Here is a 26,721-nt window from a genome sequence, read left to right as displayed (position 1 = left end):
AAAAGCCGCAAGCCTGTGAAATTCCGGACTTGCGCGCCGGGCCATCAGGGGGTGATGTGCCCCCACAGGGGATCGGGTTGATTCAGCCGCGTTGGACAAGGGACGAAAACGCGATGTTAATCCGGGTCAATTACTCCTGAAATTGCCTTTGAAATCAGGGGCCTTGCCCCTTACCCGAAAGAGATCAGACTGATGGCAGCCGTCCCTGGCGTTCGCCGTTCGGAGCTCGCTGACGCGCTGCGCGCTTGTCGCACGGCGTTCGTCGGCGTCGGCCTGATGAGCTGCATGATCAACCTGCTCTATCTGACCGGGTCGATCTTCATGCTGGAGGTCTACGACCGGGTGCTGCCGAGCCGCAGCATTCCGACGCTGGTCGGCCTGATCGTCATCGCCAGCTTCCTCTACATGGCGCAGGGCGTGCTCGACATGATCCGCAACCGGATCCTGGGGCGGATCGGCACCTCGCTCGACGAAGCCCTGAACAAGCGCGTGTTCGACACCGTCGTGCGCCTGCCGCTGCTGGTCGGCAACCGCAACGAGGGCCTCCAGCCGCTGCGCGACCTCGACAATGTCCGCTCCTTCCTCGGCGGCATGGGACCGAGCGCGTTCTTCGACCTGCCCTGGCTGCCGCTCTATCTCGCCATCTGCTTCGCCTTCCACGTCATGATCGGCGTGACCGCCCTGGTCGGCGCCATCATCCTGGTCGGGCTGACGGTGGTCACCGAGTTCATGTCCCGCCAGCCGGCGAAGGAGGCGATGGGGCTTGCGGCCCAGCGCAACGATCTCGCCGCCTCCAGCCGTCGCAATGCCGAAGTGATGGTGTCGATGGGCATGACCAGCCGGATGAACCAGCGCTGGAGCGAGGCCAACGAAAAATATCTCGCCGGCAATCAGCGTGCGAGCGACGTGGCCGGTGGCCTCGGCGCGATCGCCAAGGTGCTGCGCATGATGCTGCAATCCGCCGTGCTCGCGGTCGGCGCCTATCTCGTCATCCACCAGGAGGCGACTGCCGGCATCATCATCGCCGGCTCGATCCTGTCGGCCCGCGCGCTGGCGCCGGTCGATCTCGCCATCGCGCATTGGAAATCCTTCGTCGCGGCGCGCCAGAGCTGGCAGCGCTTGACCCGCCTGCTGGAGCAGATGCCGGCGCAGACGATGCCGACCCAGTTGCAGGCGCCCACCAGCCGGCTCTCGGTCGAGGGCGTCGCCATGGTGCCGCCGGGCGACCAGCGCCTCATCGTGCAGGACATCACCTTCGCGCTCGCCGCCGGCAACGGTCTCGGCGTGATCGGGCCGAGCGGCTCCGGCAAATCCTCGCTGATCCGTGCGCTGGTCGGCGTCTGGCAGCCGGTGCGCGGCAAGGTGCGGCTCGACGGCGCCGCGCTCGACCAATGGTCCTCCGACATGCTCGGCCGCCACATCGGCTATCTGCCGCAGGACGTCGAACTGTTCGGCGGCACCATCGCGCAGAACATCAGCCGCTTCGACCCCGAGGCCGCCTCCGACGGCATCATCGCCGCGGCCAAGGAGGCCGGCGTGCACGAGATGATCATCAAGATGCGCGAGGGCTACAACACGCAGGTCGGCGAGCAGGGCGCCGCGCTCTCCGCAGGCCAGGCGCAGCGCGTGGCGCTGGCGCGCGCGCTCTACGGCAATCCGTTCCTGATCGTGCTCGACGAGCCCAACTCAAATCTCGACACCGAAGGCGACGAGGCGCTGACCCGCGCCATTCGCGCCGCCCGCGAGCGTGGCGCCATCGTCGTCGTGGTGGCGCATCGGCCGATCGGCGTCGAGGCGGTCGACCAGATCCTGGTGCTGCGCGACGGCCGCATGCAGGCCTTCGGTCCGAAGGAGCAGGTGCTCGCCCAGGTGCTCCAGCCGCGCGTGACGCCGCCGGCACCGATCAAGGTCGTCAGTGAGGGCGGAGTGGCCAAGTCATGAGCACAAAGTCATGAGCACGATGGCGATCGGTGGCGGCAAGCCCACGGCCAAGAGGACCGTGCGGGACTCCATCAGGTTTCACTTGATGCTCGGGCTCGGGATCGTGCTGGTCCTGGCCGTCGGCCTCGGCGGCTGGGCGTCCACGGTGCAGATCTCGGGCGCGCTGATCGCGCCGGGCCAGATCGTGGTCGAATCCAACGTCAAGAAGGTGCAGCATCCGACCGGCGGCGTGGTCGGCGAGCTGCGCGCCCGCGACGGCGACGTGGTCAAGGCCGGCGACATCGTGGTGCGGCTCGACGACACCGTCACCAAGGCGAACCTCGCCATCGTCACCAAGAATCTCGACGCCGCGCTGGCGCGCGCGGCACGGCTCCAGGCCGAGCAGCGCGGTGTCGACAGGATTGAATTCCCGCAATCATTGCTCGATCGCGGCAACGACCCCGACGTCAAGACGCTGCTCTCTGCCGAAACCAAGCTGTTCGACGTCCGCGTCAACGGCCGTGCCGGCCAGAAGGCGCAGCTTCGCGAGCGCATCCAGCAGCTCAACGAGGAGATCGAGGGTCTCTCGGCGCAGGAGCGGGCCAAGGACAAGGAAATCTCGCTGGTGCAGCAGGAACTCACCGGTGTCCGCGATCTCTATGAGAAGCACCTGGTGCAGATCTCGCGCCTGACCACGCTCGAGCGCGACAGTGCCCGGCTCAACGGCGAGCGCGCGCAGTACATCGCCTCGCGGGCGCAGGCCAAGGGCAAGATCACCGAGACCGAGCTCCAGATCATCCAGGTCGACAAGGACATGGTGAGCGAGGTCTCCAAGGATCTGCGCGAGACCAACGACAAGATCGGCGAGATGATCGAGCGCAAGGTCGCAGCCGAAGACCAGCTGCGCCGCGTCGATATCCGCGCGCCGCAGGATGGCATGGTGCTGCAATCGACCGTGCATACCGTCGGCGGCGTCGTCACCGCCGGCGACGCGCTGATGCTGATCGTGCCGCAGGCCGACGATCTCCAGGTCGAGGCCAAGGTCAATCCGGTCGATATCGACAAGCTCCAGATCGGCCAGAAGACGCTGCTGCGCCTGTCGGCCTTCAACCAGCGCACCACGCCCGAGCTCAACGGCGTCGTCAGCCGCGTCTCGCCCGACGTCACCACCGACCAGCGCACCGGCCAGAGCTACTACACCATCCGCGTCTCGCTGCCGGCGGAAGAGATCGCCCGCCTCGGCGACTCCAGGATCATCCCCGGCATGCCCGTGGAAGCCTTCGTCCAGACCGGCGACCGCACCATGCTGTCCTATTTGATGAAGCCGCTGCACGACCAGTTCATGCGGGCGTTCCGGGAGAAGTGACGCGCGAAAGCGCGTCATCCCGGAGCGCGCTCAGCGCGCATCCGGGATCTCGGGCCATCGACTCGATCCCGTAGGGTGGGCAAAGGCGCAAAGCCGTGCCCACCATTTTTTGTACGGTGGCCAGGATGGTGGGCACGCTTCGCTTTGCCCACCCTACGCATCCTCGTTCTTGCTATAGTTCGACTCAAGCCCCACGAACCCGGCCTTCGAACAATGCAGACTCCGCCCTCCATCGCCACCGAATCCTTCTCCGACGCGTCCGCGGCCGTCGCCCGGCTCGAAGAGATCTACGAACTCAACACGAAGTTCCTGCGCGACCGGTTCGAGGCCTATGTCAACGGCGAAGCGATCACGACGCGGGCGCGGGCCTACTATCCCTTTGTCCGCCTCACCACAGCGACGCATGCGCGGTTGGATTCGCGTCTCTCCTACGGCTTCGTCGCCGGCCCCGGCGTGCACGAGACCAGCGTAACGCGGCCGGATCTCTTCCGGGCCTATCTGACCGAACAGATCGGGCTGTTGATCCAGAACCACGGCGTGCCCGTGGAGATCGGCGAGTCGGCGGAGCCGATCCCGATTCACTTCGCCTATCGCCGCGACATCAACATCGAGGCCGCCATCACCACCGGCGAGAATTCCCTTGTGGCGCGATCGCTGCGGGACGCGTTCGATGTGCCCGATCTCGCCACCATGGACGATTCGATCGCCGACGGCACATTCGAGCTTCAGCCAGGGGTGCCCGAGCCGCTGTCCCTGTTTCGGGCTGCCCGCGTCGATTACTCGCTGCGGCGGCTCTATCACTACACCGGCACCGATCCCGAGCACTTCCAGAACTTCGTGATCTTCACCAACTACCAGTTCTACGTCGATGCCTTCGCGCAGCTCTGCCAGCAGCGGCTTCAGTCCGGCGAGGCCGGCCTTGAAGCCTTCGTCGCGCCCGGCAATGTGATCACGCGGAGCGGCGGCGCGACGAGCGGGGACGCGCCGACACGCACGCCGCAGATGCCGGCCTTCCATCTGGTCGAGCCCGGCTATCGCGGCATCACCCTAATCAACATCGGCACGGGCCCGTCCAATGCGCGCAACGTCACGGACCACGTCGCGGTGCTGCGCCCGCACGCCTGGCTGATGCTCGGCCATTGCGCAGGCCTGCGCAACACGCAGCGGCTGGGCGACTACGTGCTCGCCCATGGTTACGTGCGCGAGGACCATGTGCTCGACCGCGAGCTGCCGCTCTGGGTGCCGATCCCGGCGCTCGCCGAGATGCAGGTCGCGCTCGAGGAGGCGGTCGAGGACGTCACGGGCCTCGAAGGCTTCGAGCTGAAGCGCCTGATGCGCACCGGGACGGTCGCGAGCGTCGACAACCGCAACTGGGAGATCTCCGGGCCTGAGGTGATCCGCCGCCTGTCGCAATCGCGCGCAGTCGCACTCGACATGGAATCGGCCGCGATCGCCGCCAATGGTTACCGCTTCCGTGTCCCCTACGGCACGCTGCTCTGCGTCTCCGACAAGCCGCTGCACGGCGAGATCAAGCTCGCGGGCATGGCCAGCGAATTTTACCGCCGCCGCGTCGGCCAGCATCTCGAGATCGGCCTGAAGGCGCTGGAGCGGCTCAAGCAGCAGGAATCGGAGCGCCTGCACTCGCGAAAGCTTCGCAGTTTTGCCGAGGTGGCATTCCAGTAAAGGACAACAGAACTGTCGTACGAACGCTGACGTCTCCGTGAGCACTGCGTCACGGAATATCGAAGCCAACGCAGGGTTATCAATTCGTCCGGGGCCGCTTGGATGGAGACAGGAGACAGAAATGATCGAAACGATGATCAGGTTCGTTGCACTGGGAACGTTTGCGGCAGTGCTGGCGTCCCCGGCATATGCTGCAGGAGGCGGCGGTGGCGGTGGCGGTGGCGGAGGTGGCGGAGGTGGCGGCATGGATCCTTTTGCGAGCACCTATTCAGCGCCGAGCACGGCCCAACCGACCTATCCGAAGCGCTCGGGAACGAAGGCCACGCAGAAGAACAAAAAGCCAAACAACCAGTCGAGCATCGGCGATCCCGCATTCGCGGCCGGCTACCGCGTGGCCTATGACACGATCTACGAGCGCAACGACTATGCGGCCGCGATCGCGCAACTGAAATCGCTTGGACATGACGACCATCCGAACGTCGCCAACCTCATCGGCTACTCCTACCGCAAGCTCGGTGACTACGAGCAGTCGCAGGTCTGGTACGAGCGCGCATTGAAGGCCGATCCGAACCACGTGCTGACGTGGCAGTATTATGGACTGTGGCAGCTCGAGCGGGGCAACCGCGAGCAAGCGCTCTATCACCTCGGCCGGATCGCATCCATCTGCGGGACCGATTGCGAGGAGTACCGATCGCTGGCCGCGGCACTCGATAAGCCGACCGGCACGGCGTTCGCCTACTGAAGGTGGCGAGTCGCCGTCTCATAGTGCCGCGCTGGTTGATAGGCTCCGTATGACTGCCATGTCCCCTGGCGCGGATGGTGACAACGCGCCAGATTTTCAGCATTGTCCCGTTCGGGGGCGCGAACGGGACAATTGGATGCCGCTGACGCGCGACAAAATCATTGGTCATGATCTCGAACGGCTGGCCTTTCGCTTCACCATGCTGAACGACGGCGAGGTCGTGCAGTGTCAGATCAGCGACGCCGCCATGGACGAGCTCGCGGGCATGCAGGGCACCGAAAGCAGCGCGCGGCAGGCGCAGTTCCTGTCGCTGCGCGAGACCATCGAGCGGATCGCGTCAGACCTCTACGACGAAGCCCCGCGGTTTCAGGGATATGTGGTGCGGATCTTCATGCGGCATTTGGGCAGGTAGGCACCGTGCCCAACGTCGTCCTGGCGAAAGCCAGGACCCATTACCACCATCGAATGTTGTTGGAAGAAGCTGTGGCCCCGCCGACCGCAACATTGCCATTCGGGGTTATGGGTCCTGGCTTTCGCCAGGACGACATCGAATGTGAGGCGCCGCCGCTCTGTCGTCCGCAAACGACGATGCGGCTATTCCGATAGCTTCCTCAGCAGCAATCTCAGCGCCGTCGCCGCAAATACCTGCATGTTCGCAAACCGGTCGCTGCTGCCCGTCTCCAGCGTCATCACCTCTGCCGCGGGGCCTGCGACCGCCATGCAGCTATGGCCGGCGGCGTCGCCGTAGCGGTTGCCGGTGGGGCCGGCGGCGCCGGTTTCGGACAGGCCCCAGTCGCAATTGAAGCGGCTGCGCATCTGTTCGGCGAGGAGCTTCGCGTAGGGCTCCGACGAGGAGCGAAAACCCTTCATTCCTTCGTCCGAAATATCCATCAGCACGCGCCTGGCATCGCGGGTGTAGACCACGGCGCCACCGAGGAAATAGGCGGACGCACCGGGCACCGCGAGCAGGCTGGCCGCGATCAGGCCGCCGGTCGAGGATTCCGCCACCGCGATGGTCTGTTTGCGCGCGATCAATTGGGCCGCGACCTGTTCCGCAATGCCGACGAGCTCTTTCATCCCTTTAACCTCTCATTCCCTCGCAACCGAGCTCAGCCTTCCTAGCATAAGCTGGCTGCCCTGGCCGAGTTGCGGGCGACGGTCAGGCCTGCTTGAATGGCGCACACAAGGCGGAGCGGCCTGGCCGCTCGCGAGAAGACGTGACGAGGAAACGTGAAGGAGACGTGATGGCGTCCCTGATCGCCGGCGGGGTGGATTGCGACGTGCATCCGGCCGTGCCGCATCTGACCAGCCTGCTGCCGTACCTGAACGATTATTGGCGCGATCAGGTGACGACGCGCGGCATGGTCGATCTCGTTTCGCAATCCTACCCGCAGAACTCGCCGATCGTGGCACGTCCCGATTGGCGTCCCGAGCGCGGCAAGCCGGGCGCGAGCCTGGAAGACATGCAGTGCCACGTGCTCGATCCCTTTCAGCTCAAGCATGCCATCTGCAATCCGCTGTACGGCGTGCAGATGGTGTTTTCCGAGGACATGCAGGCTGCGTTCTGCCGCGCGCTGAACGACTGGCTGGTGAAGGAATGGCTCGATCGTGACAAGCGCCTGCGCGGCTCGATCGTGATCCCCACGCAAAGCGTCGAGAAGGCCGTCGCCGAGATCGAACGCTGCGCGCAGGACCGGCGCTTCGTGCAGGTCTTGATGCTGGTCATGGGCGACACGCCGCTCGGCAAGCGCGCGCTGTGGCCGATCTACGAGGCCGCGGAACGGCTGGACCTCGCGGTCGGCATCCATGCCGGTTCCGCCTATCACAATCCGCCGACCGCGGTGGGCTGGGGTTCCTACCACATCGAGGATTATGTCGGTCAGGCCCAGGCGTTCCAGACCCAGCTCACCAGCGTGATCGTCGAGGGCGTGTTCGCCAAATATCCGCGGCTGAAAATGGTGATGCTGGAGTCCGGCGTTTCCTGGATCTCCCCCTTTCTCTGGCGGCTTCACAAATTCTGGCGCGGGGTGCGGATGGAGACGCCCTGGGTCGATCGCGCGCCGCTGGAACTTGTGCGCAGCAACATCCGCTTCTCGTTACAGCCATTTGATGCGCCGCCGGAACCCGAGACATTAATTCGCCTGTTTGATCATATGCAGTCAGACGAATTGGTCCTATTCTCCACGGACTATCCACACTGGCAGTTCGACGGCCAGGACGCGCTCCCCCAGGGCCTCACCCCCGATCTCGTGCGCAAGATCATGATCGACAATCCGCATGCGACCTATCCCCGCCTGACTTAGCCGCTGCCAAAGGAGGCAAGGCGATGAATATTCAATTCCGCGAGAGCACCGAAGCCGCTTCCCCCCTGACGACCAAGACCGCGATCGCGGATTGTGACATCCATCCGGCCCGCGCGACCCGTACCGAGCTCTATCCCTATCTCGCCAAACGCTGGCAGCATCATCTCGAAGTCTACGGTGTGCACGCCTATCAGGGCATGATGGAAGGCCCGCCCTATCCCAAGGCCCAGCCCAACGCCTCGCGCCGCGACGCCTATCCGCCGGAAGGCGGGCCGCAGGGCTCCTCGCTCTCCTTCATGCAGAAGCAGCTGCTCGACCCCAACAACGTGCAGCTGGGCGTGCTCAATCCGCTCAACACGGGGCAGGGCATCCGCAATCACGAGCTCTCGGCCGCTTTGTGCTCGGCGATCAACGACTGGCAGATCGACAAATGGACCAGCAAGGACAAGCGGCTGAAAGCGTCCATCGTCGTCGCCAATGAGGACGGGCTGTCGGCCGCCGCCGAAATCCGCGAGCGCGCCGGGGACAAGAATTTCGTTCAGGTGCTGCTGCTCAGCCGCAACGTCGAGCCGCTCGGCCAGCGCCGCTATTGGCCGATCTATCAGGCCGCGGAAGAGGCCGGCCTTCCCGTCGGCGTCCACGCCTTCGGCTTCGGCGGTAACCCGATCACGCCGTCGGGCTGGCCTTCCTATTACATCGAGGAAATGGTCGGGCATTCGCAGTGCCAGCAATCGGCGCTGGCCAGCCTCGTGCTTGAAGGCGTGTTCGAGCGCTTCCCGAAGCTGAAGATGGTGATGATCGAGGCCGGCTTCGGGTGGGCGCCATCGCTTGCGTGGCGACTGGACAAGGCCTGGCGGCGGCTCAGGAGCGAAGTGCCGCATGTGAAGCGTCCGCCGTCGGAATATATCCGCGAGCAGGTGTGGTGGACCACGCAGCCGATGGAAGATCCGGAGCGGCGCGAGGATCTGTTCGACGTCATCAAGTGGATCGGCTGGGATCGCCTGCTGTTCGCGACCGATTATCCGCACTGGGACTACGACGAGCCGTCGCGCATCTTGCCGGCGGGCGTCAGCGATACCAACCGCGAGGCGTTTTACCTGGGCAATGCCAGGAAGCTCTACGGAATCAATTGATGGCGCGTCACGTGATCGCGCCGGTCGATGAGTTGCCACCCGGCACGCGAAAATTCCTGGAGATCGAGGGACGGCCGATCGCGGTCTTCAACATCAAGGGCGAATATTTCGGCCTGATGAACCGCTGCCCGCATCAGGGCGCGGCGCTGTGCGAGGGCCCGCTGATCGGGCTCGCGCAATCGAGCGATCCCGGCGAGATCGAATACACCAAGCTTGGCGAGATCATCCGCTGTCCCTGGCACGGCTGGGAGTTCGACATCCGCACCGGCCAGTCCTACTGCGACCCCCGCCGCTTCCGCGTGAAGGCCTATTCGGCCCATGTCGAGCCGGGCGCGAGCGTCGTGAAGGGGCCGTATGTCGCCGAGACGGTCACGGTGAAGGTCGAGAGCGATTACGTGGTGGTGGAGCTGTAGCCCCCCACTGTCATTCCGGGGCAGCCCGCAGGGCTGAACCCGGAATCCATCGTGCGTCTGGAATGCTGGGAGAAATGGATTCCGGGCTCGCCTCTTCGAGGCGCCCCGGAATGACCGTCAATGCCCCGCAACCGGCTCCGCCACCGCATCATATGTCGGCACCGCCTTGCCGCCGCTGCGATACACCGTCGAGGCCGCGATGATGCCGAGCAGGGCGGCCAACATCAGCCAGAAGCCGGGCGAGGCCTTGTCGCCGGTGCGCTCGATCAGCCAGGTCGAGGCGAACGGCGTGAAGGTGCCGAACAGCGCGGCCGCCAGCGCGAAGGCGAGCGAGAAGCAGGTGGTGCGGACATGCGCCGGCACGATCTCGACGAGGGCGCCGAGCATGGTGCCGCTGTAGACGCCGAAATAGAACGAGAACATCATCTCGACCGCGAGCAGCTTGCCGAAGGTCGGCGCCGCCACCAGCCAGTGCAGCGCGGGGTAGGCGGTGACGAGCGCGAGGCACGCGATGGTGATCAGTACCGGCTTGCGGCCAATGCGGTCGGACAGCGCGCCGCCGACCGGATTCCAGAAGAAGTTGGTCACGGCGACCAGCAGCGTCACGAGCAGCGCGTCCTGAGTCGACAGCTTCAGCACGGTCTTGCCGAAGGTCGGCGTGTACACGGTGACGAAGTAGAACGTCGTCGTGGTCAGGATCGCGATCATCATGCCGAGGATGACGATGCGCCAGTTGGCGAGGGCCGAGGCGAACACCTCGCTCGCGGTCGGATGCTTCTTCATGGCGAGGAAGGCCGGCGTTTCCTCGAGCGTGCGCCGCAGGAAGAAGATCAGGGGAATGATCAGGCAGCCGACGAAGAAGGGAATGCGCCAGCCCCAGGCGGCCACCGTGTCGGCCGGCATCACCTCGGAGAGGAGATAGCCGAGGATCGAGGCCACGAAGATCGCGACCTGCTGGCTCGACGACTGGAACGAGGTGTAGAAGCCGCGGTTGCCGGGCGTCGAGATCTCGGCGAGGTAGACCGACACGCCGCCGAGCTCGACGCCGGCGGAGAAGCCTTGCAGCAGGCGGCCGATCAGCACGATGACGGGCGCTGCGATGCCGATGGTCGCGTAGCTCGGGCAGAACGCGATCACGACAGTGCCGATGGCCATGATGCCGAGCGTGACGATCAGGCCCTGGCGGCGGCCGATGCGGTCGATGTACGCCCCTAGCACGATCGCGCCGACGGGCCGCATCAAGGCGCCGAGCCAGAACACGCCGAACGTGTTGAGCAGCGAGGCCGTCTCGTTGGTGGAGGGGAAGAACGCTTTGCCGATGGCGGCGGCATAGAAGCCGAACAGGAAGAAGTCGAACTGTTCGAGGAAATTGCCTGAGGTGGCGCGCAGGATCGCACCGATGCGCGACTTGATCTCGGGCGGATTGGTTGCTGGTCCAGCCATGACGTTGCTCCCCTTCAAATGTGGCCGGACCGGAACTCACTTCTCGGCAGGCGACAGATTGTGTTGCTGCGACAATCTGTCCTACCCCTTGCCGCGCAGGGCGCGGCGGGTCAATCGGTTTTCAGAGAGAAAGCTGATGATTTTTCAGGCTTTATTTTGCGTCGCAGCAACGATCCACTGACGGAACGCGGCGAGCTTTGGCGCCTCGCGGCGACCCTCCGGCGCGACGAGATAGAAGCCCGCATCGGCCGGCAGCGCGATCTTGAAAGGGACGACGAGGCGACCTTTGGCGATGTCGTCCTGCACATAGGACGTCCGCCCCATCGCCACGCCGATTCCGTCGATCGCGGCCTGGATGGTCATGAAGATCATGTCGAAGGTGATGCCGGGCTGCTTGGCGATATCGGCCGGCAGGCCTGCCGCCGTCAGCCACAGCCGCCAGTCGTCGCTGTTGGCGTTGGAGGTGTGCAGCAGCGGACGATTTCGCAGATCCTCCGGACGCTGTAGCGGCTTGTCGCCGCGCAGCAGCGACGGGCTGCACACCGGAAACAGCTCGTCCGCCATCAGCCAGTCGGCACGCAGGCCCGGCCACTGGCCGCGGCCATAGCGGATTGCGGCATCGACATCGTCGCGCTGGAAGTCGACGAGGCTGGTCGACGTGGTGATGCGGACGTCGATGCCGGGATGCTGCTCCTGGAAGTCGGTCAGCCGCGGCAGCAGCCATTTTGCGGCAAGCGAGGCCAGCGTCGAGAGGGTCAGCACCTTGTCGTCGTCCCTGCGCAGCAGGCGGTCGGTGGCGAGGCGGAGGTCGTTGAAGGCGGCGCGGACGCCCGGCAGGTAGTCGCGCGCCTCCGGCGTCAGCGCCAGCGCGCGGTTCTGCCGGATGAACAGGCGGATGCCGAGCTCCTCCTCCAATCGCCGGATCTGATGGCTGATCGCGGTCTGCGTCACGTTCAGCTCGCTCGCCGCCAGCGTGAAGCTGAGATGGCGCGCGGCGGCCTCAAAGGCCCGCAATCCGTTCAGGGAGGGCAATCTGGCAGTCATCTGGCAGCGGGATACATGACGTTATTTCATGCGAAGAGGTACAAATTGTCGTTTGTCGCAACGCACTGGAGCGCAGATATTAGCCGTCAACTTAGCTCCAGGAGCTGAAAATGTCTACCTTAACCCAGAATTCGATGACAAATCATCATGCGCCAGGCCTGATCCAGCAGATCGGCGAGACGCTCCATGTCTGGCATGAGCGGTACCGGACCCGCCGCGAGCTGACCAACTGGACGGCCCGCGACCTGCACGACGTCGGCCTGTCCTGGTCCGACATTGCCTATGAGGCCGACAAACCCTTCTGGCGGGCCTGATTGGCCGCCAGGCCGGCGCCGCCTGATCACAGGGGCGCCGGCGGTCCCTCTTTCCGCAGGGCTCGTGTCATGAGCACTCTTCGCCTGGAAGATCTGAAGCAATATTCGGACGCGCTACGCACCCGGCAGGGCGAGGCGATCAACGTTCGCTTCGTCGAGCCGCGCGACACCGAGGAGCTTCAGCACTATTTCCGCTCGCTCTCGACCCGCTCCCGCTACAACCGCTTCTTCGGCGCGCTCAGCGAATTGCCGAAGGGCCTGCTGAACGAATTCCTCGATGTCGGCGCGCGCGAACGCTTTACCGTGGTCGCGACCAAGATGGTCGACGGCTTCGAGACCATCGTCGCCGAAGCGCGCTACGCTTTCCATGCCGAGACCTCGACGCTCGAGTTCGGCCTGTCGGTGGACGACCGCTGGCAGGGCCACGGCATCGCCACCGCGCTGATGAAGAATCTCGAATGCCGCGCGGCCGCGCTTGGCGCCGAGCACATGTTCGGCGACACGCTGCGTTCCAACGAGACCATGATCTCGCTCGCCCGCAAATCCGGCTTCGCCTTCGTCAATCATCCCGATGACTGGAAGCTGGTGCGCTTCGACAAGGAGATCGCGGTCGCACCGAAGGACATTCCCTGCGCGAGCTGGCGTCTCGCCGCCCTTTCCCGTCAGGCCGACAGCCCCTCAGCCTCGGCCTGACACGACTGCAAGCCCGGCTCGGGTCGACCTGAGCCGGGCATTTTTTTGCTCTCACTCAAGCGCCGTCGTTGGCGAAGTCGGTGGAGGTCGCGACCGACCGCCAAGCTGCCAGCTCCCTCGCAACGAACGCGTTCTTCGCCTCGATTCGCTCCATCGTGTCGCTGCCGAGCGGCAGCCGCAGCGGCGGGTTCTTGGCGTCCACCAGCTTGAGGAAGGCCTGCGCCAGCTTGCGCGGGTCGCCGCGCTGGCCGCCATTGACGTCGGCCGCGTGCGCGCGTGTCTTGCCGACGCTCTCGTGATAGTCGTCGATCAATTTTGCGGTGCGCGACAGCGAGCTGTCGTCGAGGAAGTCGGTGCGGAAGAAGCCGGGCTCGACCACGGTCACCTTGATGCCGAGCGGTGCGACTTCGCCGGCCAGCGCTTCGCTCAAGCCCTCGACCGCAAACTTGGTCGCGCCATAGACGCCCCAGCCGGGATAGCCGGTGTAACCGCCGACCGACGAGATGTTGATGATATGGCCCGACCGCTGGCGGCGCATATGCGGCAGCACCGCGCGGGTGACGCTGAGCAGGCCGAACACATTCGTGCCGAACAGCTTTTGTGTTTCCGCGTCGCTGGCTTCCTCGATCGCGCCCAAGAGGCCATAGCCGGCATTGTTGACGAGGATGTCGATGCGGCCGAAGCGCTTCACCGCCTGGCCTGCCGCTTCATGCGCCTCGGCCTCGCTGGTGACGTCGAGCCGCGTCGCCAACAACCGCTCGTGACTGCCGAGGCGGGCGGTGACCGTGGAAGGATCGCGCGCGGTCGCGACGACGGCATCGCCGGTCTTCAAGGCTGCTTCGGCGATCAACGCGCCAAATCCGCGGGACGCTCCTGTGATGAACCAGACACGCATGATGTTGCCCTTTCCATTCTGGCCCGGCGATGGCCGAAGCCGATGGGCAAGGTGTAGCGGCTCGCCATAGCTGAGATAATCCGCTATGAATTTTGCAAGCTACTGAATAAAATTCATCAATGCGGATCGACCCGTCCGACCTTGCGACCTTCCTCGCCATCGCCCGCCACCGCAGCTTTCGCGCGGCGGCGACCGAGCTTGGCGTTACGCCGTCGGCGCTGTCCCACGCCCTGCGCAGTATCGAGGAGCGGCTGGGCTTGCGCCTTGTCAACCGCACCACCCGCAGCGTCGCGCTCACCGAGGCCGGCGAGCGGCTGTTCGCCCGCATCACGCCGGCCTTCCGCGACATCGACGACGCGCTCGAGGATCTCAATAATTTTCGCGGCAAGCCCGCCGGCGCGCTGCGCTTCACCGCCGCGCGCCAGTCGGCACAGCTCGTGCTGCTGCCGATCGTGACGCGCTTCCTGAAATCATTCCCTGACGTCAGCGTCGAGATCGTCATCAACGATGCCCTGATCGACATGGTCGCGGCCGGCTTCGACGCCGGCGTGCGTTTCGGCGAGACCATTGCCGCCGACATGATCGCAGTGCCGATCGGCCCGCGCCATCGTTTTGCCGTGGTCGGCTCACCCGCCTTCTTCAAGGCGCACAAGCAGCCAGCCACGCCGCGCGACCTGAAAGGCCTGCCTTGCATTCGCTACCGCTTCACCTCAGGCGCGCTCTACCACTGGGAGTTCGAGCGCGGCGGCATCGAGCTCACCATCGACGTCACCGGACCGCTGACGATGAACGACCAGGATCTGATGGTCGATGCCGCGCTCGATGGTGCCGGCCTCGCCTATGTGTTCGAGGCGCAGGTAGAAGCACTATTGGCAAAACGCAAGCTGGTCCGCGTGCTCGCCGACTGGTGCCCGGCCTATCCCGGCTTCTTCCTGTACTACCCAAGCCGCCGCCAATTGCCGGCAGCGCTGCGGGCGTTCGTGGATTTCGCGCGGTCGGCTCCTACGTAGACACCGTGTCTCCCCGACGTCGTCCTGGCGAAAGCCAGGACCCATTGCCACAGGGAGTGGTTTGACGAAGACACGTCATTCGGTACGGCGATTGAGGCCTATGGAGGGATCACGCGGTATGGGTCCTGGCTTTCGCCAGGACGACACCGAGTGTGTGGAACCGCCGCGACGCCCTACTTCCCCGTGAACACCGCCTTGCGCTTCTCGATGAAGGCCTGCACCGCCTCCTTGTGATCGGCGGTCGTGGTGAGGCGGATCAGCCGTTCGGCCTCGTGATCGCGGGCGGTCTCGAAATCGAACTGGATGGCTTCGTCGAGATTGTCCTTCATGTAGCGCAGCGCCTGGCGCGGGCCTTCGGCGAGGGATTTGGCCAGCGCGAAGGCTTCGGCTTGCAGTCGGTCGTCGGGCACGACGCGGTTGACGAGGCCGATGGCTTCACAACGCGCGGCGTCGACCCTGTCGCCGGTGAACATCAGTTCGCGCGCCCGCGCAGTGCCGACCAGCCGCGTCAACAGCCAGGCGATGCCGTAATCGCCACTCAGCGCGATGCGGGCATAGCCGGTGGCGACGAAGGCGGATTGCGCGGCGATGCGGATGTCGCAGGCCATGGCGATGGCAAGCCCCGCGCCGACCGCCGGCCCCGCCAGCGCGGCGATCGTGGACTTGCGCACCGACACCAGCGCGCCGGTGAGCAGGCGCTGCCGCTCCTGGAGATCGGTGACTTTGTCGTCAAAGGACATCTCGAGCTTTTTCGGGTCGCGATGCGCGCCCATGCCCTTGATGTTGCCGCCGGCGCAAAAGGCTTCGCCCGCGCCGGTGATCAGCAGCGCGCCGACGTTGGGATCTTCGGCGCAGGTGCGGATCATCGTGCGCAGCGCCGGCGTCAGCGTGTCCGACAGCGAATTGCGCGCCTCCGGCCGGTTCAACGTGATGACCGCGACGCGGTCGCGGATGACGCAGAGGAGTTCACTGGTGCCGGTGTCGACGGTGGTGTCCGTGGTCATGATTCCCGCCCTTGTAGGGTGGGCAAAGCGAAGCGTGCCCACCATTTGTTTTATCGTCATTGCTGGTGGGCACGGCGCCAACGCGCCTTTGCCCACCCTACGGCAGCTTCTTCAAAACTTCTCAACCCACGGCCGCAACTCCAGCTCCCAGCTCCAGGCGCTGCGCGGCTGCTGCAACACGTTCCAGTAGCTTTCTGCAATCGCGTCGGGATCGAGCATTGAATCCGGATTGTCGGCTGCTTCCGTCCGCGCCGCGCTCCTGATGCCGCCGTCGATCACGAAATGCGCGACATGGATGCCTTGCGGCGAGAGTTCGCGCGCCATGCTCTGGGCGAGGCCGCGCAGCGCGAACTTGCCCATCGCGAAGGAAGCGGACTGCGCATAGCCCTTGACGCTGGCCGAGGCGCCGGTGAACAGGATCGCACCGTGCCTGTTCGGCAGCATGCGCTTGGCCGCCTGCTGCGCCACCAGGAAACCACCATAGGCGCTGACCGCGATGGCCTGCGCGACATCGACCGGGACGAGGTCGACGATCGGCCCCCGGGTGCGGCCGCTGGCGTTGTAGACGACGAGATCGGGCGTGCCGATCTCGCGCTCGACGAGGCCGAACAGGCGCTCGACCTCATCCGGCTCCGTCGCGTTGCAGGCATAGGCTCTTGCACCGGTCTCGGTGCAGAGCGCGCCCAGCTTCTCGATCTTCCGCGCGGCAAGCGCCACGCGAATGCCTTGTGTGGACAGCAGGCGCGCCAGCGAGGCGCTCAGGCCCTCGCCGGCGCCGACGATGAGCGCGATCTTGTATTTCGGGTGTTCCATGGCGTGATCTCTCGGAGACGGGAAGCCGCTGATCTATGCATCCGTCGTGCGGGCAACCAGCCGGGGTGCAGGCCCGGCCGATCACAATTCCGCAGAGCGAATTGCTCCTTCACCGCGATCATGCCTCCCTGACAATTTGCGGCTTTATCCGGCTTCCTGGCTGGAGCATGATCGACATCATCCCAAGCGGCAAGCGCTAAGAAATGCCGGCGGGCGGAAACGAAGAGGACAATCATGCACAAGCCGGTCACAGCGCAGCCGAAAGATGCCGCGGCCGCACCATCCGGCCTGCTGGCTCCCGATACCACAGGCATGAATTTCTACCGTGCCGATCCGGCGCTGACGGATTTGCTGCGCATCCATCTGCCGGAGACGCTGTTCCGTCACATCGAGCCGCATCTCGATCGCCTCGGCGAGCTCGCCGGCGGCCATTTCGACGAATGTGCGCGCCTCGCCGACCGGCACACGCCGGTGCTGCACCAGCGCGACAAGTTCGGCCGCGACGTGCAGTGGATCGAATACCACCCGGCCTACCGCGAACTGGAGAAGGCTGCCTTCGGCGAGTTCGGCATCCACGCGCTGTCGATCCGCAAGGGCATCATGGGCTGGCCGGACAAATATCCGGTCGTGGCAAAGCACGCCTTCACCTTCCTGTTCAACCAGACCGAATTCGGCATGGGCTGCCCGATCAATGTCACCGACGGCTGCGCAAAACTCCTGGCGAATTTCGGCAGCGAGGCGCTGAAGGCAAAATATCTCGATGGTCTCACCCAGACCGACATGAGCAAGCTGACGCAAGGAGGCCAGTTCATGACCGAGAAGGAGGGCGGCTCCGACGTCGGCACGCTGACCACGCGCGCCGTGCAGGAGGGCGACCATTGGCGCCTCACTGGCGAAAAATGGTTCTGCTCGAACGCGGATGCGAAGGTGGTGATGTTGCTGGCGCGTCCCGAAGGCGCCGGTCCCGGCACGCGCGGCGTCGGCCTGTTCCTGATGCCGCGCTTCCTCGACGACGGCTCGCAGAACCACTGCCGGATCGTGCGTCTGAAGGACAAGCTCGGCACGCGCTCGATGGCGTCAGGGGAGATCAAGCTCGAAGGCGCGATCGCCTACGCCGTCGGCAAGCTCGACCGCGGTTTCGTGCAGATGGCCGAGATGGTGAATTCGTCGCGGCTCTCCAACGGCGTCAAATCCACCGCGCTGATGCGCCGCGCCTATCACGACGCCATGACGGTGGCGAAGAACCGCGTGGTGTTCGGCAGCCGCATCATCGACCTGCCGCTCGGCCGGCGGCAGATGCTGAAGATCATGCTGCCGGTCGAGCAGGCGCTGTCGATGAGCTTCCTCACCGCCGACGCGCTCGACCGCGCCGAAGCCGGCAGCCAGGATGCGGCGGCGCTGCTGCGTATCCTGACGCCCACGCTGAAATTCCGTGCCACGCGCGATGCACGAAAAGTCTGCGGTGATGCGCTCGAGATGCGTGGCGGCATCGGCTATATCGAGGAATTCGCCACCGCCCGGCTGCTGCGCGACGCCCATCTCGGCTCGGTCTGGGAAGGCACCGGCAATATCGTTGCGATCGATGCGCTGAGGCGTGCGGTCGGCCGTCACGGCGCCGAAGCTGCGCTTGCCGCCGACCTGCATGCCCGGCTCGATGACAGCGCGTCTGTGCCGCAGGCCTGGCGCGACCGTTTGCGTACACTCACCGATCGCGCGGTCGGTTTCGCGCGCGAGGTCGCGGGAAAGTCAGAGAACGAAGCTGATGCGCGCCGCGCCACAAGCCTGCTCTATCATGTCGCAAGCGCCGTCGCGCTCGCGTGGGAAGCGCATCGCATCCACGCCATGCGAGGCGATGCGCGCCGGCTGCTGCTGTCGCGTCTGGTGATCGATCACCGCGTGGCGCCGTGCGATTCGTTCCGGCTGACGGAAAATGCCGCGCAAGCGAAGATCGCCGCGCTGCTGCTCGGCGATCGCGCGGCCGGGATGAGCGAGGTTGGCGAACTGGTTCTGGCAGCGTAGGCTGCGCCCGCGTTCAAAACAAAAAAGCGACAGGGAGTGCTCGATGAAGGCCGCCGTCCTCTATGAAGTCAACAAGCCGCTGGTCATCGAGGATGTCAGCCTGCCGAAGCCGGGCCCGCGTGAGGTTTTGATCCGCACATCGGTCGCCGGCCTTTGCCATTCCGACCTGCACTTCATGGAAGGCCTCTATCCGCATCCGCTGCCCGCGGTGCTCGGGCATGAATCCGCCGGCGTGGTCGAGCAGGTCGGCTCCGACGTCACCTACGTGAAGCCGGGCGACCACGTCGTCACCTGCCTGTCGGTGTTCTGCGGCACCTGCGACAATTGCACCACCGGCCGTACCGTGCTCTGCACCGATACGACGGTGAAGCTGCTGCCAGGCGTCTCCGACCGCATGCAATGGTCGCGCTCCGAGAAGCTGCATCAGTTCCTCAATCTCTCGTCCTTCGCCGAGCAGATGCTGGTGCACGAGAACGCGATCGTCAAAATCCGGAAGGAGATGCCGCTCGATCTCGCCGCGCTGATCGGCTGCGGCGTCATCACCGGCTATGGCGCGGTGGTGAACACGGCGAAGGTGACGGCCGGCGAGACCGTGGCGGTGATCGGCTGCGGCGGCGTCGGCATGGCCGCGATCAACGGCGCGCAGATCGCGGGCGCCGGCCGCATCATCGCCATCGACACCAACCCGGCCAAGCTCCAGCTCGCGACCAAGCTGGGCGCGACCGACATCATCAACCCCGCCGACGGCGACGTCGTCAAGCAGGTCCGCGATCTCACCAATGGCGGCGTGCATCATTCCTTCGAGGTGCTCGGCCGCAAGGAAACCGCGGAGCAGGCGTTTGGAATGCTCGCCTCCGGCGGCACCGCCACCATCGTCGGCATGATCCCGTTCGGCCAGAAGATCGAGCTGCACGGCTTCGACTTCCTGCGCGAACGCAAGATCCAGGGATCGTCCATGGGCTCGAACCATTTCCGCGTCGACATGCCGCGCCTGGTCGATTTCTACCTGCGTGGCCGGCTGCACCTGGAGGACTGGATCTCGGCCAAGCTGAAGCTGTCGGAAATCAACGAGGGCTTTGCCAACATGAAGGCGGGCAAGACGCTGCGAAGCGTGATCGTGTTTGATAGTTGAGCCACAATGACGGTGTCATCGCCCGCGAAGGCGGGCGATCCAGTACGCCGCGGCGGGGATTGTGTGTACCAACTATCGCCGCGGCGTACTGGATGCCCCGCCTTCGCGGGGCATGACAGCGGTGAGTGTGTGGGCGGTGTGCCCGCCTCACCGCGACACGTGCGCCGACACCGCGAGCCATCTGCCGTTCTTCTTCGACCAGCAATCGGTGTAGCGGCCCGTCGCCTGCTGGCCGTCTCCCGTGGTGTAGCTTGTCGCGGCGTGGATGATGGCGAAGTCGCCCATGATGCGGATGATGACGTCGTGCTCCCTGAGGTTCCGGATCGCGATGGGCCGTGCCGTCTGCTCCAGGAAAGCGGCGCGGTCGACCAATGTCTTGTCGGGATTGGAGCAATAGAACTCCGGCGCCAGGATCTGGTCGAACCGCTTGACGTCGCAGTTCTGAACAGAGGTGACGTAGTCGCGGTTGAGCGCGGTGAGCTCTTCCATGTCCTGGCTCATGACGTCCTCTTCGCTGTGGTCGTTGACGACAGGACTAATCATCGAACAATGGCGGCGGTGTGAAGCCGCCGAATTCGCGCTCGATCAGTTCGGCGAGCTTCAAGGGCGTGCGATCCTCGAGGAAGGGGCCGACGATCTGGACGCCGACCGGCAGGCCGTCCTTCGACAGACCGAGCGGAACGGCCGTCGCCGGCAGGCCCGGGAGCGTCGCAATGCCCGGCCATGCGAGCTGGTCGGAATAAGGATGGTCCGTGCCGTCGATGTCGATTCTTCGCAGGTGCTGCTCCGGCGAATGATCATGCGGAAAGGCCGGCGTCGGCATGATCGGGCAGATCACCGCGTCGAAGGTCTTGAACAGCGCGCGCCATCGCGCGCGCAGGACGGCGCGGGCGCCGGCGTCGAGCACCCAGGCGCGGTGGCTTGCAGTAATGCCGCGCAGTCGCTCCGCGCCGAGGCTCCGGTCCTCCGGTGACAGTTGGCTCGCTCGAGCTTGCGCATCCGCCAGCTCGTCGGGCAGGAAGAACGCGCCGAGGAAGCTCAGCAGCATGCGCATGTAAAGCCGCGACGTCTCCGCGAAGTCCGGAAGCAGCGAGCTCTCGCGCGCGACCGTCACGCCGGCCTTCGTGAGGTCGGTGGCGAGCTTGTCGGTCGCGCCGCGCACGTCCCGGTCAGCCGGCAGCAGCGGATGGCTCTCGATCACCAGGACGCGAAAATCGCGCAGCGACTGATGCCGCGCAACAGGCAAATCGAGTTTGTAGGCGACGCCGGCATCGAGCGGATCCGGTCCGGCCATGACGTCGAGCAGCAAGGAAAGATCCGCTGCCGTGCGCGCCATCGGACCGATGACGGCTAGGTCGCCTTCGCGCGGAATGGCCGGAAACGGCGGCGGAGTCTCGCCGCGCGCTGCGCAGAGATTGATGGTCGGCTTGTGAGCGAAGATGCCGCAATGAAATGCCGGCACGCGCAGGGAGCCGCCGATGTCGGAGCCGGTGGCGAGCGCGCAATAGCCCGCGGCGAGGGCTGCCGAAGATCCTCCGGACGATCCACCTGGCGTGCGGCCGAGATCATAGGGGTTGTTCGTGGTGCCGTAGATGTCGTTGTAGCTCTGCCAGTCGCCGAGGCCTACCGGGACATTGGTCTTGCCGAGGATCACGCCGCCGGCCTGCTTGATGCGTACCACCGGTAGCGCGTCTTCGACAGGCTTGAAATCCTTCTGCGGAACGAAGCCCCAGGTCGTCGGCAGGCCGGCGATGTTGAAGGATTCCTTGATCGTCAGGGGCAGGCCGAGCAGCGGCTTGCGCTCGCCGCGCGCCAATGCGGCGTCCGCCTCGCGCGCCGCACCGAGCGCGCGATCGAAATCGCGCACGCAGACCGCGTTGATCTTGCCGTCGTGTCGTTCGATGCGGTCGATCGCGTCCCGCGTGAGCTCGACCGCGGAGACCTTCTTCGCGGTCAGTGCCGCCGACAGCTCGACCGCGCTCTTGAAACTCCATTCGGATTTGGCCACGGCGCGTCTCCCGCTCTGGTTGTTGGAGGATGATGCGCAGTTTGGCCGAACGCTGCAACCGCTGTTTGATCGCGATTGATATGTGGGCAGGTCCGAGCGAGAAGGAGGATAAATGGGCGCGACAGCCACGCCACACATTCCGTCGTCGTCCCGGCGAAGGCCGGGACCCATACCGCGTGATCTATCGAGAGTGCGCGGTGCGAGTTGCAGTCGCACGAAGTAACTGAGGATCTTCGCCAAATTTCTCCCTGTGGTTATGGGTCCCGGCCCCCCGTGCGCAATTGCGCACTAGGCCGGGACGACAGCGGAGGATTGGCGATGATGAAGACCGAAGTTACGCCGCTCCGATCAATATCCCTACCGCCAGCACGATCGCGCCGCCGAGCACGATCTGGAACACGGCCTGGAGGAACGGCGTGTCCATGTAGCGCGAGCGGATGAAGGCGATCGCCCATAGCTCGAAGAACACGACGATTCCGGCGATCGCCGTTGCGATCCAGAATGCATTGGCCCAGCTGTCGGGCACCAGATAGGGCGCGGTATGGCCAAGCCCGCCGAGCGTCGTCATCAGGCCGCAGGTGAGACCGCGCAGCCACGGCGAGCCGCGCCCCGTGAGCGAGCCGTCGTCGGACAGCGCTTCCGCAAATCCCATGCTGATGCCGGCCCCGATCGAGGCGGCGAGGCCCACCAGAAACGTCTGCCAGTTCTGGTGGGTGGCAAACGCGGCGGCAAACAGCGGCGCCAGCGTCGAGACCGATCCGTCCATCAGGCCGGCCAGGCCCGGCTGCACATATTGCAGCACGAACATGCGGCGGTTGGTGCGATCTTCCTCGGCGCGCACATCGGGGCTGAGGATCTGGTCCGCCAGCTTTGCGGCCATCTCTTCGTGGCCTTTCTCGGCTTCGGCGAGATCGCCGAGCAAACGGCGCACGCCGACATCCTGCGCCTGTTCGGCGGCCTTCACGTAAAAGCGCTCGGCCTGCAATTCCATGGTCTCGACTTCCCTGCGGATGGTGTCGAGCGACAGGTTCTTGGTGAGCCAGACCGGGCGGCGGCGCAGGAAGCCTTTAACGTCCTCGCGGCGGATGGGAGGCAGGTGCGGACCGAAACGCTGCTCGTACGTTTCCAGCAGCATGTGACGATGTCCGCGCTCTTCCTCGGCCATCTGCTCGAAGATCTTGGCCGAGTCCGGGTAACGCTCCCTCAGATCCTCGGCGAAGGTCATGTAGATGCGGCTGTCCTCCTCCTCGGAGGAGATCGCGACCGCAAGCACCTCGCGCTCGGTCAGATCGGCAAAATTCTTCACGACGGCCCTGTCCCACTAGTTTAGAATTATTCTAAACTATATAGGCCGCCGTGGTTCCCGGGTCAAATCAACCGGCGCGGGCCTTATTCAGTAAGTCTTGGCAAGGAAGTCGAGCAGCAAGCGGCTCACCTCGGTCGGCTGCTCCTGCTGCACCCAATGGCCGGCGCCATCGACGAGATGACAGCCGAGCATCTTGGTGCACGCGCTCTTCTGCATCGCCTCGAACACGCCGGGGCGCTGATAGGTGCCCCAATCCTGTTTGCCCGAGATGAAGCAGGAGGGAACGTCGATGCTGCGGCCCGCAAACAGCTGCAACTCGTTGTTGAAAGCGGCCGAGGTGCCGCAGCGATACCATTGCAGCCCGCCCTGGAAACCGGTGCGGCCATATTCGGAGCTGTAATAGGCGAGGTCGTTGTCCGGCAGCCATTGATTGGCGGCGATCGCTGCCGGCGAAGGCATCTCCTTGGCGACCGTCTCGGCCATGGTCTCGTTCAGATCCATCACATAATAGGTTGGCAGCTTTGCCAGCTCACCTGCCGACCACGATTTGAGCGGATAGGGCTTGTTGTCGGTCCAGTCCGCGCTCTTGTGATGGTAATAAGCGCGCAGGAAATCATGCACGCCCTGTTGTGCGTGATGCATGTCGGCGTTGGCGGTGCGCGTCGAATAGTACCATTGATAGTGGATTCGCGGACGCGGCAGGGCCGCGAGTTCGCGATGCACGGGATCTTCGGCCAAAACCTGCGCCGGCGCATCGACCGTGCCAAACGGCAGCGGCGGTGGTCCGCCGAACGGCGCGCTCATCATCGTGACCGAGCGGAATATGTCGGGCCGGATCAGCGCGCACCAGGATGCGACCGGGCTGCCGAAATCATGCCCGACCAGATCGACCTGCCTGTAGCCGAACGCCGACACCAGACCCAGCGCGTCGCGCACCAGGTTGAACAGACGGAATGGCGCGAGGTCGCCGTCGTAATCCGCGGTCCATCCGGTGGTGCGGCCATAGCCGCGCTGGTCCGGCGCGATCACGTGATAGCCGGCGGCAGCCAGCGCCGGCATCACCTTGCGCCAGGAGAAGGCAAGCTCCGGAAAGCCGTGCAGCAGCAGGATGCAGGGGCGGCCCTTGGTCTCGAAGCCGGCCTCCAGCACATGCATGCGCAAGCCGTTGATGCCGTCGACATAGCGCGAGCGGATGCCGGCGGGCAGGGGGACGTCGGGGAGATCGGCCATGATGTTTCCTCGTCATGGCCGGGCATAGCCGTCCGAAGGACGGCGTCGCTTCCGCTCGCCTATGCCCGGCCATCCACGTTCTTCGTTGTCGTTGATTGTAAGAACGTGGATGCCCGGGACAAGCCCGGGCATGACGTGAAAATACAGGACGTGTTAAACCGCCGCGCAAACGAACGCGTTGCCCTTGCGCCTGATCTTCCCGACCGACGGGGAGGGGAAATGCGCCGTGCAGCACAGCGTGTCGGTGTCGCAATAACGCTCCAGGAAGCTGCGGCGCGTCGTTGCGGCCTTGGCCGGGTCGACGTCGAACTTGATCGACAGCTCCGGATAAAGCGTCTGCAGCGGCGAATGCATGAGATCGCCGGAAAATACGGCATCGTCCTTGCCGCGGCCCATCGTAAACGCAACATGCCCCGGCGTGTGACCGGGCGTCGGCAGGATGCGGACGTGATCGCCGATCTGGTGGTCGTTGCCGACGAGCTCGTGGCGGTTCGCCTCGACCACCGGCAGCACACTGTCCACGAAGGGCGGGATCTCCGTCTTCGCGTTCTGAGCCGACCAATGGTCGAACTCCTGCTTGGCGAAGACGTAGCGCGCCTTGGGGAAGGTCGGCACCCAGCGGCCGTTCTCGAGCCGCGTGTTCCAGCCGACGTGATCGACGTGGAGATGCGTGCACATCACGAAGTCGATGTCGTTAGGCGAGAATCCGGCGGCGCCCAGCGCGCGCAGATAGGTGTCGTCGGTCTTCATGTTCCATTTCGGCCGCTGCGGCCGCGGCTTGTCGTTGCCGATGCAGCTGTCGATCAGGATGGTGTGGTGCGGCGTCTTCACCACGTAGGACTGGAAGCACAGCAGCAGCACATCCTGCTCATCCAGCGCCTTGGCCTGCCGCATCCATGCCCGGTTCTCGGCCAGCACCTCGGGTGTCAGTCCCGGCAGCATCTCGAGCGCCGGGACGAACGAGGTTTCCTGTTCGATGACGCGATGGATGTTGAGATCGCCGACTGAAAATTTCAGGCTCATGCTCGCTTCCCTCGTGATCAGTGCGCGTCGCGCACGGATGGAATGACGATATTGGAAAGGATGTCGATCGCGGCCAAGCCTTCCTTAGGCTGGCCGTATTGCGCGGCGGTCGTCATCATGACGAGATCAAGCTCGGGCACGATGAAGATGCGCTGGCCGCCCCAGCCGAAGGCGGCAACCCATTTGATTTCCTTGCCGCCGGCAAGCGAGCGGCCCATCCACCATTGATAGCCGTAGAACAGCGTGCCGCCGAAATAGCCGATCGCCTGGAACCGCGGTGTGATCGATTGTGCGATCCAGTCGGCCGAGACGATTTGCTGGCCGTTCCACTGGCCGCGATTGAGCACGAGCTGGCCGATCTTCGCCGCATCGCGCGGTCGCAAGCGCAGGCCCGCGGCCGCCGCGATCTTGCCGTTCTTGTAGGCCTTCCACTCGACATCGGTGATCCCGAGCGGCTGGAACAGCACCTCGCGCGCAAATGCCTCCAGCGGCTTGCCCGAGACGCGTTCGAGGATGTTGCCGAGCAGCTCAGTCCCGCCGCCATTGTAGGCCCACAGCGCATCCGGCGGCGCGGCGACCGGCTTTGCGAGCACATAGCCGATCGGATCGGCTTCAAAGGTGAGATGCGGCTCGTCGTTGTTCGGATCGGTCCAGGCCCGCGCCTCGTCCCATTTCATCCCCGAGGACATCGTCAGCAGATGGCGCAGCGTGATGGCGTCCCAGCCCGCCTGCTTCACCGTCTGATGGTCCGGGAAGAATTTGAGCACGGGCTCGTCGACCCCTGCGATCAACTTGCGATCGATCGCGATGCCGACGAGCAGCGAAACGACGCTCTTCGAAGCCGAACGCATGTCGTGCTTCGTCGTCGCGGTGAACTCGTGCTGGCCGTCCGGCTGTCCCCAGGGTTGATCGTAGCCCGGAAAATACTGCTCGAAGACGAGCCTGCCGTGGCGTGCGACGACGACCGAATGGACCTTGGTCGCCCGCTGCTCGAGCCTCGCGGCGATGCCGCAGAGCTGCGTGCCGTCCATGCCGACACTGTCGGGTGACGCAGTGGACCAGCCGTCGTCGATCGACGATGGCGATCCGCAGGCGAGGTTTTGTCGTCCAGGCGCCATGCCGTCGGCCTGCACGGAAGTGGCTGAGACGGTCAACGCGAGCACGAGGCTCGCGCCGAGAATGCCGAGGTGGGGGAAGCGGTCGCGCATCGTCCTTCTCCCCGCAGTC

At 64.9% G+C, this 26,721-nt stretch carries 25 protein-coding genes; 13 read left to right on the top strand and 12 right to left on the bottom strand.

The genetic code is table 11. The features are described from left to right. The first annotated feature begins 192 nt into the window (after positions 1-192). The 5 genes from A3M7_RS0107740 (at position 193) to A3M7_RS0107720 (ending at position 6,123) form a co-directional block, all read left to right on the top strand. Complete coding sequence (locus A3M7_RS0107740; RefSeq protein WP_027543419.1) at positions 193-1,941, top strand: type I secretion system permease/ATPase; 1,749 nt, start codon at positions 193-195, stop codon at positions 1,939-1,941. Positions 1,942-1,951: 10 nt separating this feature from the next. Then, the gene (locus tag A3M7_RS0107735) at positions 1,952-3,286 is read left to right on the top strand and encodes an HlyD family type I secretion periplasmic adaptor subunit (RefSeq protein ID WP_027543418.1); all 1,335 of its coding nucleotides are present in this window, start codon (positions 1,952-1,954) and stop codon (positions 3,284-3,286) included. Between the two features lie 213 nt (positions 3,287-3,499). Then, the gene (locus A3M7_RS0107730) at positions 3,500-4,969 is read left to right on the top strand and encodes an AMP nucleosidase (protein WP_027543417.1); all 1,470 of its coding nucleotides are present in this window, start codon (positions 3,500-3,502) and stop codon (positions 4,967-4,969) included. A 121-nt stretch (positions 4,970-5,090) separates the two neighbouring features. Further along, positions 5,091-5,711: a lipopolysaccharide assembly protein LapB gene (locus A3M7_RS0107725; RefSeq protein ID WP_027543416.1), complete on the top strand. Its 621-nt coding sequence runs from the start codon at positions 5,091-5,093 to the stop codon at positions 5,709-5,711. Between the two features lie 136 nt (positions 5,712-5,847). Then, a complete protein-coding gene (locus A3M7_RS0107720) occupies positions 5,848-6,123 on the top strand; it encodes a DUF1488 family protein (RefSeq protein ID WP_027543415.1) in 276 nt (91 codons plus the stop codon). A 182-nt stretch (positions 6,124-6,305) separates the two neighbouring features. Here the strand turns inward: A3M7_RS0107720 and A3M7_RS0107715 are convergent, their stop codons facing one another. Beyond that, positions 6,306-6,788: a CinA family protein gene (locus A3M7_RS0107715; RefSeq protein WP_027543414.1), complete on the bottom strand. Its 483-nt coding sequence runs from the start codon at positions 6,786-6,788 to the stop codon at positions 6,306-6,308. A 167-nt stretch (positions 6,789-6,955) separates the two neighbouring features. On the opposite strand from A3M7_RS0107715, the gene A3M7_RS0107710 reads away from it, so the two are divergent. Genes A3M7_RS0107710 through A3M7_RS0107700 form a run of 3 tightly spaced genes read left to right on the top strand, consistent with a single transcriptional unit; the run spans position 6,956 to position 9,560 of the window. After that, positions 6,956-8,014 (top strand): amidohydrolase family protein, encoded by a 1,059-nt coding sequence (locus A3M7_RS0107710; RefSeq protein ID WP_027543413.1) that lies wholly within the window; start codon positions 6,956-6,958, stop codon positions 8,012-8,014. Positions 8,015-8,037: 23 nt separating this feature from the next. Next, entirely contained in the window at positions 8,038-9,147 is a 1,110-nt protein-coding gene (locus tag A3M7_RS0107705) for an amidohydrolase family protein (protein WP_027543412.1), read from the top strand. Beyond that, on the top strand, positions 9,147-9,560 hold the full coding sequence (locus A3M7_RS0107700; RefSeq protein ID WP_027543411.1) for a Rieske (2Fe-2S) protein: 414 nt from the start codon (positions 9,147-9,149) through the stop codon (positions 9,558-9,560). The genes A3M7_RS0107705 and A3M7_RS0107700 overlap by 1 nt, the downstream gene beginning before the upstream one ends. A 117-nt stretch (positions 9,561-9,677) precedes the next feature. Here the strand turns inward: A3M7_RS0107700 and A3M7_RS0107695 are convergent, their stop codons facing one another. Both A3M7_RS0107695 and A3M7_RS0107690 read right to left on the bottom strand, forming a co-directional pair. After that, positions 9,678-11,003, bottom strand: a complete 1,326-nt coding sequence (locus tag A3M7_RS0107695) for an MFS transporter (RefSeq protein ID WP_027543410.1) — start codon at positions 11,001-11,003, stop codon at positions 9,678-9,680. 144 nt (positions 11,004-11,147) lie between these two features. Next, a complete protein-coding gene (locus tag A3M7_RS0107690) occupies positions 11,148-12,047 on the bottom strand; it encodes a transcriptional regulator GcvA (RefSeq protein ID WP_027543409.1) in 900 nt (299 codons plus the stop codon). A 110-nt stretch (positions 12,048-12,157) separates the two neighbouring features. Between A3M7_RS0107690 and A3M7_RS0107685 the strand changes: the two genes are divergently transcribed. Then, entirely contained in the window at positions 12,158-12,361 is a 204-nt protein-coding gene (locus A3M7_RS0107685) for a DUF1127 domain-containing protein (protein ID WP_027543408.1), read from the top strand. Between the two features lie 69 nt (positions 12,362-12,430). Beyond that, positions 12,431-13,054, top strand: a complete 624-nt coding sequence (locus A3M7_RS0107680; protein ID WP_027543407.1) for a GNAT family N-acetyltransferase — start codon at positions 12,431-12,433, stop codon at positions 13,052-13,054. A 55-nt stretch (positions 13,055-13,109) separates the two neighbouring features. Here the strand turns inward: A3M7_RS0107680 and A3M7_RS0107675 are convergent, their stop codons facing one another. Further along, a complete protein-coding gene (locus A3M7_RS0107675) occupies positions 13,110-13,949 on the bottom strand; it encodes an oxidoreductase (RefSeq protein WP_027543406.1) in 840 nt (279 codons plus the stop codon). Between the two features lie 119 nt (positions 13,950-14,068). Here A3M7_RS0107675 and A3M7_RS0107670 point away from each other — a divergent pair, with 119 nt between their 5' ends. Then, positions 14,069-14,959, top strand: coding sequence for a LysR family transcriptional regulator (locus A3M7_RS0107670; protein ID WP_027543405.1), 891 nt, complete (start codon positions 14,069-14,071; stop codon positions 14,957-14,959). A gap of 173 nt (positions 14,960-15,132) precedes the next feature. On the opposite strand, the gene A3M7_RS0107665 is transcribed toward A3M7_RS0107670, so the two are convergent. Beyond that, the gene (locus A3M7_RS0107665; RefSeq protein ID WP_027543404.1) at positions 15,133-15,963 is read right to left on the bottom strand and encodes an enoyl-CoA hydratase; all 831 of its coding nucleotides are present in this window, start codon (positions 15,961-15,963) and stop codon (positions 15,133-15,135) included. 111 nt (positions 15,964-16,074) lie between these two features. Beyond that, a complete protein-coding gene (locus A3M7_RS0107660; RefSeq protein WP_027543403.1) occupies positions 16,075-16,776 on the bottom strand; it encodes an SDR family NAD(P)-dependent oxidoreductase in 702 nt (233 codons plus the stop codon). A 234-nt stretch (positions 16,777-17,010) separates the two neighbouring features. On the opposite strand from A3M7_RS0107660, the gene A3M7_RS0107655 reads away from it, so the two are divergent. Both A3M7_RS0107655 and A3M7_RS0107650 read left to right on the top strand, forming a co-directional pair. Then, complete coding sequence (locus A3M7_RS0107655; RefSeq protein WP_027543402.1) at positions 17,011-18,795, top strand: acyl-CoA dehydrogenase family protein; 1,785 nt, start codon at positions 17,011-17,013, stop codon at positions 18,793-18,795. A gap of 43 nt (positions 18,796-18,838) precedes the next feature. Next, entirely contained in the window at positions 18,839-19,927 is a 1,089-nt protein-coding gene (locus A3M7_RS0107650) for a Zn-dependent alcohol dehydrogenase (protein ID WP_027543401.1), read from the top strand. A 147-nt stretch (positions 19,928-20,074) separates the two neighbouring features. On the opposite strand, the gene A3M7_RS0107645 is transcribed toward A3M7_RS0107650, so the two are convergent. The 6 genes from A3M7_RS0107645 to A3M7_RS0107620 all read right to left on the bottom strand — a co-directional run bounded on the left by A3M7_RS0107645 (position 20,075) and on the right by A3M7_RS0107620 (position 26,702). Further along, on the bottom strand, positions 20,075-20,428 hold the full coding sequence (locus A3M7_RS0107645) for a nuclear transport factor 2 family protein (RefSeq protein WP_027543400.1): 354 nt from the start codon (positions 20,426-20,428) through the stop codon (positions 20,075-20,077). Between the two features lie 34 nt (positions 20,429-20,462). Beyond that, positions 20,463-21,935: an amidase gene (locus tag A3M7_RS0107640; RefSeq protein ID WP_027543399.1), complete on the bottom strand. Its 1,473-nt coding sequence runs from the start codon at positions 21,933-21,935 to the stop codon at positions 20,463-20,465. A gap of 334 nt (positions 21,936-22,269) precedes the next feature. Next, the gene (mbfA, locus tag A3M7_RS0107635) at positions 22,270-23,241 is read right to left on the bottom strand and encodes an iron exporter MbfA (RefSeq protein WP_027543398.1); all 972 of its coding nucleotides are present in this window, start codon (positions 23,239-23,241) and stop codon (positions 22,270-22,272) included. An 87-nt stretch (positions 23,242-23,328) separates the two neighbouring features. Further along, complete coding sequence (locus A3M7_RS0107630; protein WP_027543397.1) at positions 23,329-24,471, bottom strand: alpha/beta hydrolase; 1,143 nt, start codon at positions 24,469-24,471, stop codon at positions 23,329-23,331. 153 nt (positions 24,472-24,624) lie between these two features. Continuing rightward, positions 24,625-25,494 (bottom strand): MBL fold metallo-hydrolase, encoded by an 870-nt coding sequence (locus tag A3M7_RS0107625; protein WP_027543396.1) that lies wholly within the window; start codon positions 25,492-25,494, stop codon positions 24,625-24,627. A 17-nt stretch (positions 25,495-25,511) separates the two neighbouring features. Next, entirely contained in the window at positions 25,512-26,702 is a 1,191-nt protein-coding gene (locus A3M7_RS0107620) for a serine hydrolase (protein WP_027543395.1), read from the bottom strand. Positions 26,703-26,721 lie beyond the last annotated feature (19 nt).

The organism is Bradyrhizobium sp. WSM2254 (assembly GCF_000472645.1).
Lineage (GTDB): Bacteria > Pseudomonadota > Alphaproteobacteria > Rhizobiales > Xanthobacteraceae > Bradyrhizobium > Bradyrhizobium niftali.
This window is presented reverse-complemented; position numbering and strand designations above follow the sequence as displayed.

What these genes read in the sequence shown, in the direction of transcription:
- A3M7_RS0107625 (WP_027543396.1), bottom strand. Translation starts at nt 25,494, where the DNA reads ATGAGCCTGAAATTTTCAGTCGGCGATCTCAACATCCATCGCGTCATC.
- A3M7_RS0107645 (WP_027543400.1), bottom strand. Translation starts at nt 20,428, where the DNA reads ATGAGCCAGGACATGGAAGAGCTCACCGCGCTCAACCGCGACTACGTC.
- A3M7_RS0107655 (WP_027543402.1), top strand. Translation starts at nt 17,011, where the DNA reads ATGCACAAGCCGGTCACAGCGCAGCCGAAAGATGCCGCGGCCGCACCA.
- A3M7_RS0107710 (WP_027543413.1), top strand. Translation starts at nt 6,956, where the DNA reads ATGGCGTCCCTGATCGCCGGCGGGGTGGATTGCGACGTGCATCCGGCC.
- A3M7_RS0107740 (WP_027543419.1), top strand. Translation starts at nt 193, where the DNA reads ATGGCAGCCGTCCCTGGCGTTCGCCGTTCGGAGCTCGCTGACGCGCTG.
- A3M7_RS0107730 (WP_027543417.1), top strand. Translation starts at nt 3,500, where the DNA reads ATGCAGACTCCGCCCTCCATCGCCACCGAATCCTTCTCCGACGCGTCC.
- A3M7_RS0107690 (WP_027543409.1), bottom strand. Translation starts at nt 12,047, where the DNA reads ATGACTGCCAGATTGCCCTCCCTGAACGGATTGCGGGCCTTTGAGGCC.
- A3M7_RS0107665 (WP_027543404.1), bottom strand. Translation starts at nt 15,963, where the DNA reads ATGACCACGGACACCACCGTCGACACCGGCACCAGTGAACTCCTCTGC.
- A3M7_RS0107715 (WP_027543414.1), bottom strand. Translation starts at nt 6,788, where the DNA reads ATGAAAGAGCTCGTCGGCATTGCGGAACAGGTCGCGGCCCAATTGATC.
- A3M7_RS0107695 (WP_027543410.1), bottom strand. Translation starts at nt 11,003, where the DNA reads ATGGCTGGACCAGCAACCAATCCGCCCGAGATCAAGTCGCGCATCGGT.
- A3M7_RS0107630 (WP_027543397.1), bottom strand. Translation starts at nt 24,471, where the DNA reads ATGGCCGATCTCCCCGACGTCCCCCTGCCCGCCGGCATCCGCTCGCGC.
- A3M7_RS0107675 (WP_027543406.1), bottom strand. Translation starts at nt 13,949, where the DNA reads ATGCGTGTCTGGTTCATCACAGGAGCGTCCCGCGGATTTGGCGCGTTG.
- A3M7_RS0107725 (WP_027543416.1), top strand. Translation starts at nt 5,091, where the DNA reads ATGATCGAAACGATGATCAGGTTCGTTGCACTGGGAACGTTTGCGGCA.
- A3M7_RS0107660 (WP_027543403.1), bottom strand. Translation starts at nt 16,776, where the DNA reads ATGGAACACCCGAAATACAAGATCGCGCTCATCGTCGGCGCCGGCGAG.
- A3M7_RS0107735 (WP_027543418.1), top strand. Translation starts at nt 1,952, where the DNA reads ATGAGCACGATGGCGATCGGTGGCGGCAAGCCCACGGCCAAGAGGACC.
- A3M7_RS0107670 (WP_027543405.1), top strand. Translation starts at nt 14,069, where the DNA reads ATGCGGATCGACCCGTCCGACCTTGCGACCTTCCTCGCCATCGCCCGC.
- A3M7_RS0107650 (WP_027543401.1), top strand. Translation starts at nt 18,839, where the DNA reads ATGAAGGCCGCCGTCCTCTATGAAGTCAACAAGCCGCTGGTCATCGAG.
- A3M7_RS0107720 (WP_027543415.1), top strand. Translation starts at nt 5,848, where the DNA reads ATGCCGCTGACGCGCGACAAAATCATTGGTCATGATCTCGAACGGCTG.
- A3M7_RS0107685 (WP_027543408.1), top strand. Translation starts at nt 12,158, where the DNA reads ATGTCTACCTTAACCCAGAATTCGATGACAAATCATCATGCGCCAGGC.
- A3M7_RS0107700 (WP_027543411.1), top strand. Translation starts at nt 9,147, where the DNA reads ATGGCGCGTCACGTGATCGCGCCGGTCGATGAGTTGCCACCCGGCACG.
- A3M7_RS0107680 (WP_027543407.1), top strand. Translation starts at nt 12,431, where the DNA reads ATGAGCACTCTTCGCCTGGAAGATCTGAAGCAATATTCGGACGCGCTA.
- A3M7_RS0107620 (WP_027543395.1), bottom strand. Translation starts at nt 26,702, where the DNA reads ATGCGCGACCGCTTCCCCCACCTCGGCATTCTCGGCGCGAGCCTCGTG.
- A3M7_RS0107705 (WP_027543412.1), top strand. Translation starts at nt 8,038, where the DNA reads ATGAATATTCAATTCCGCGAGAGCACCGAAGCCGCTTCCCCCCTGACG.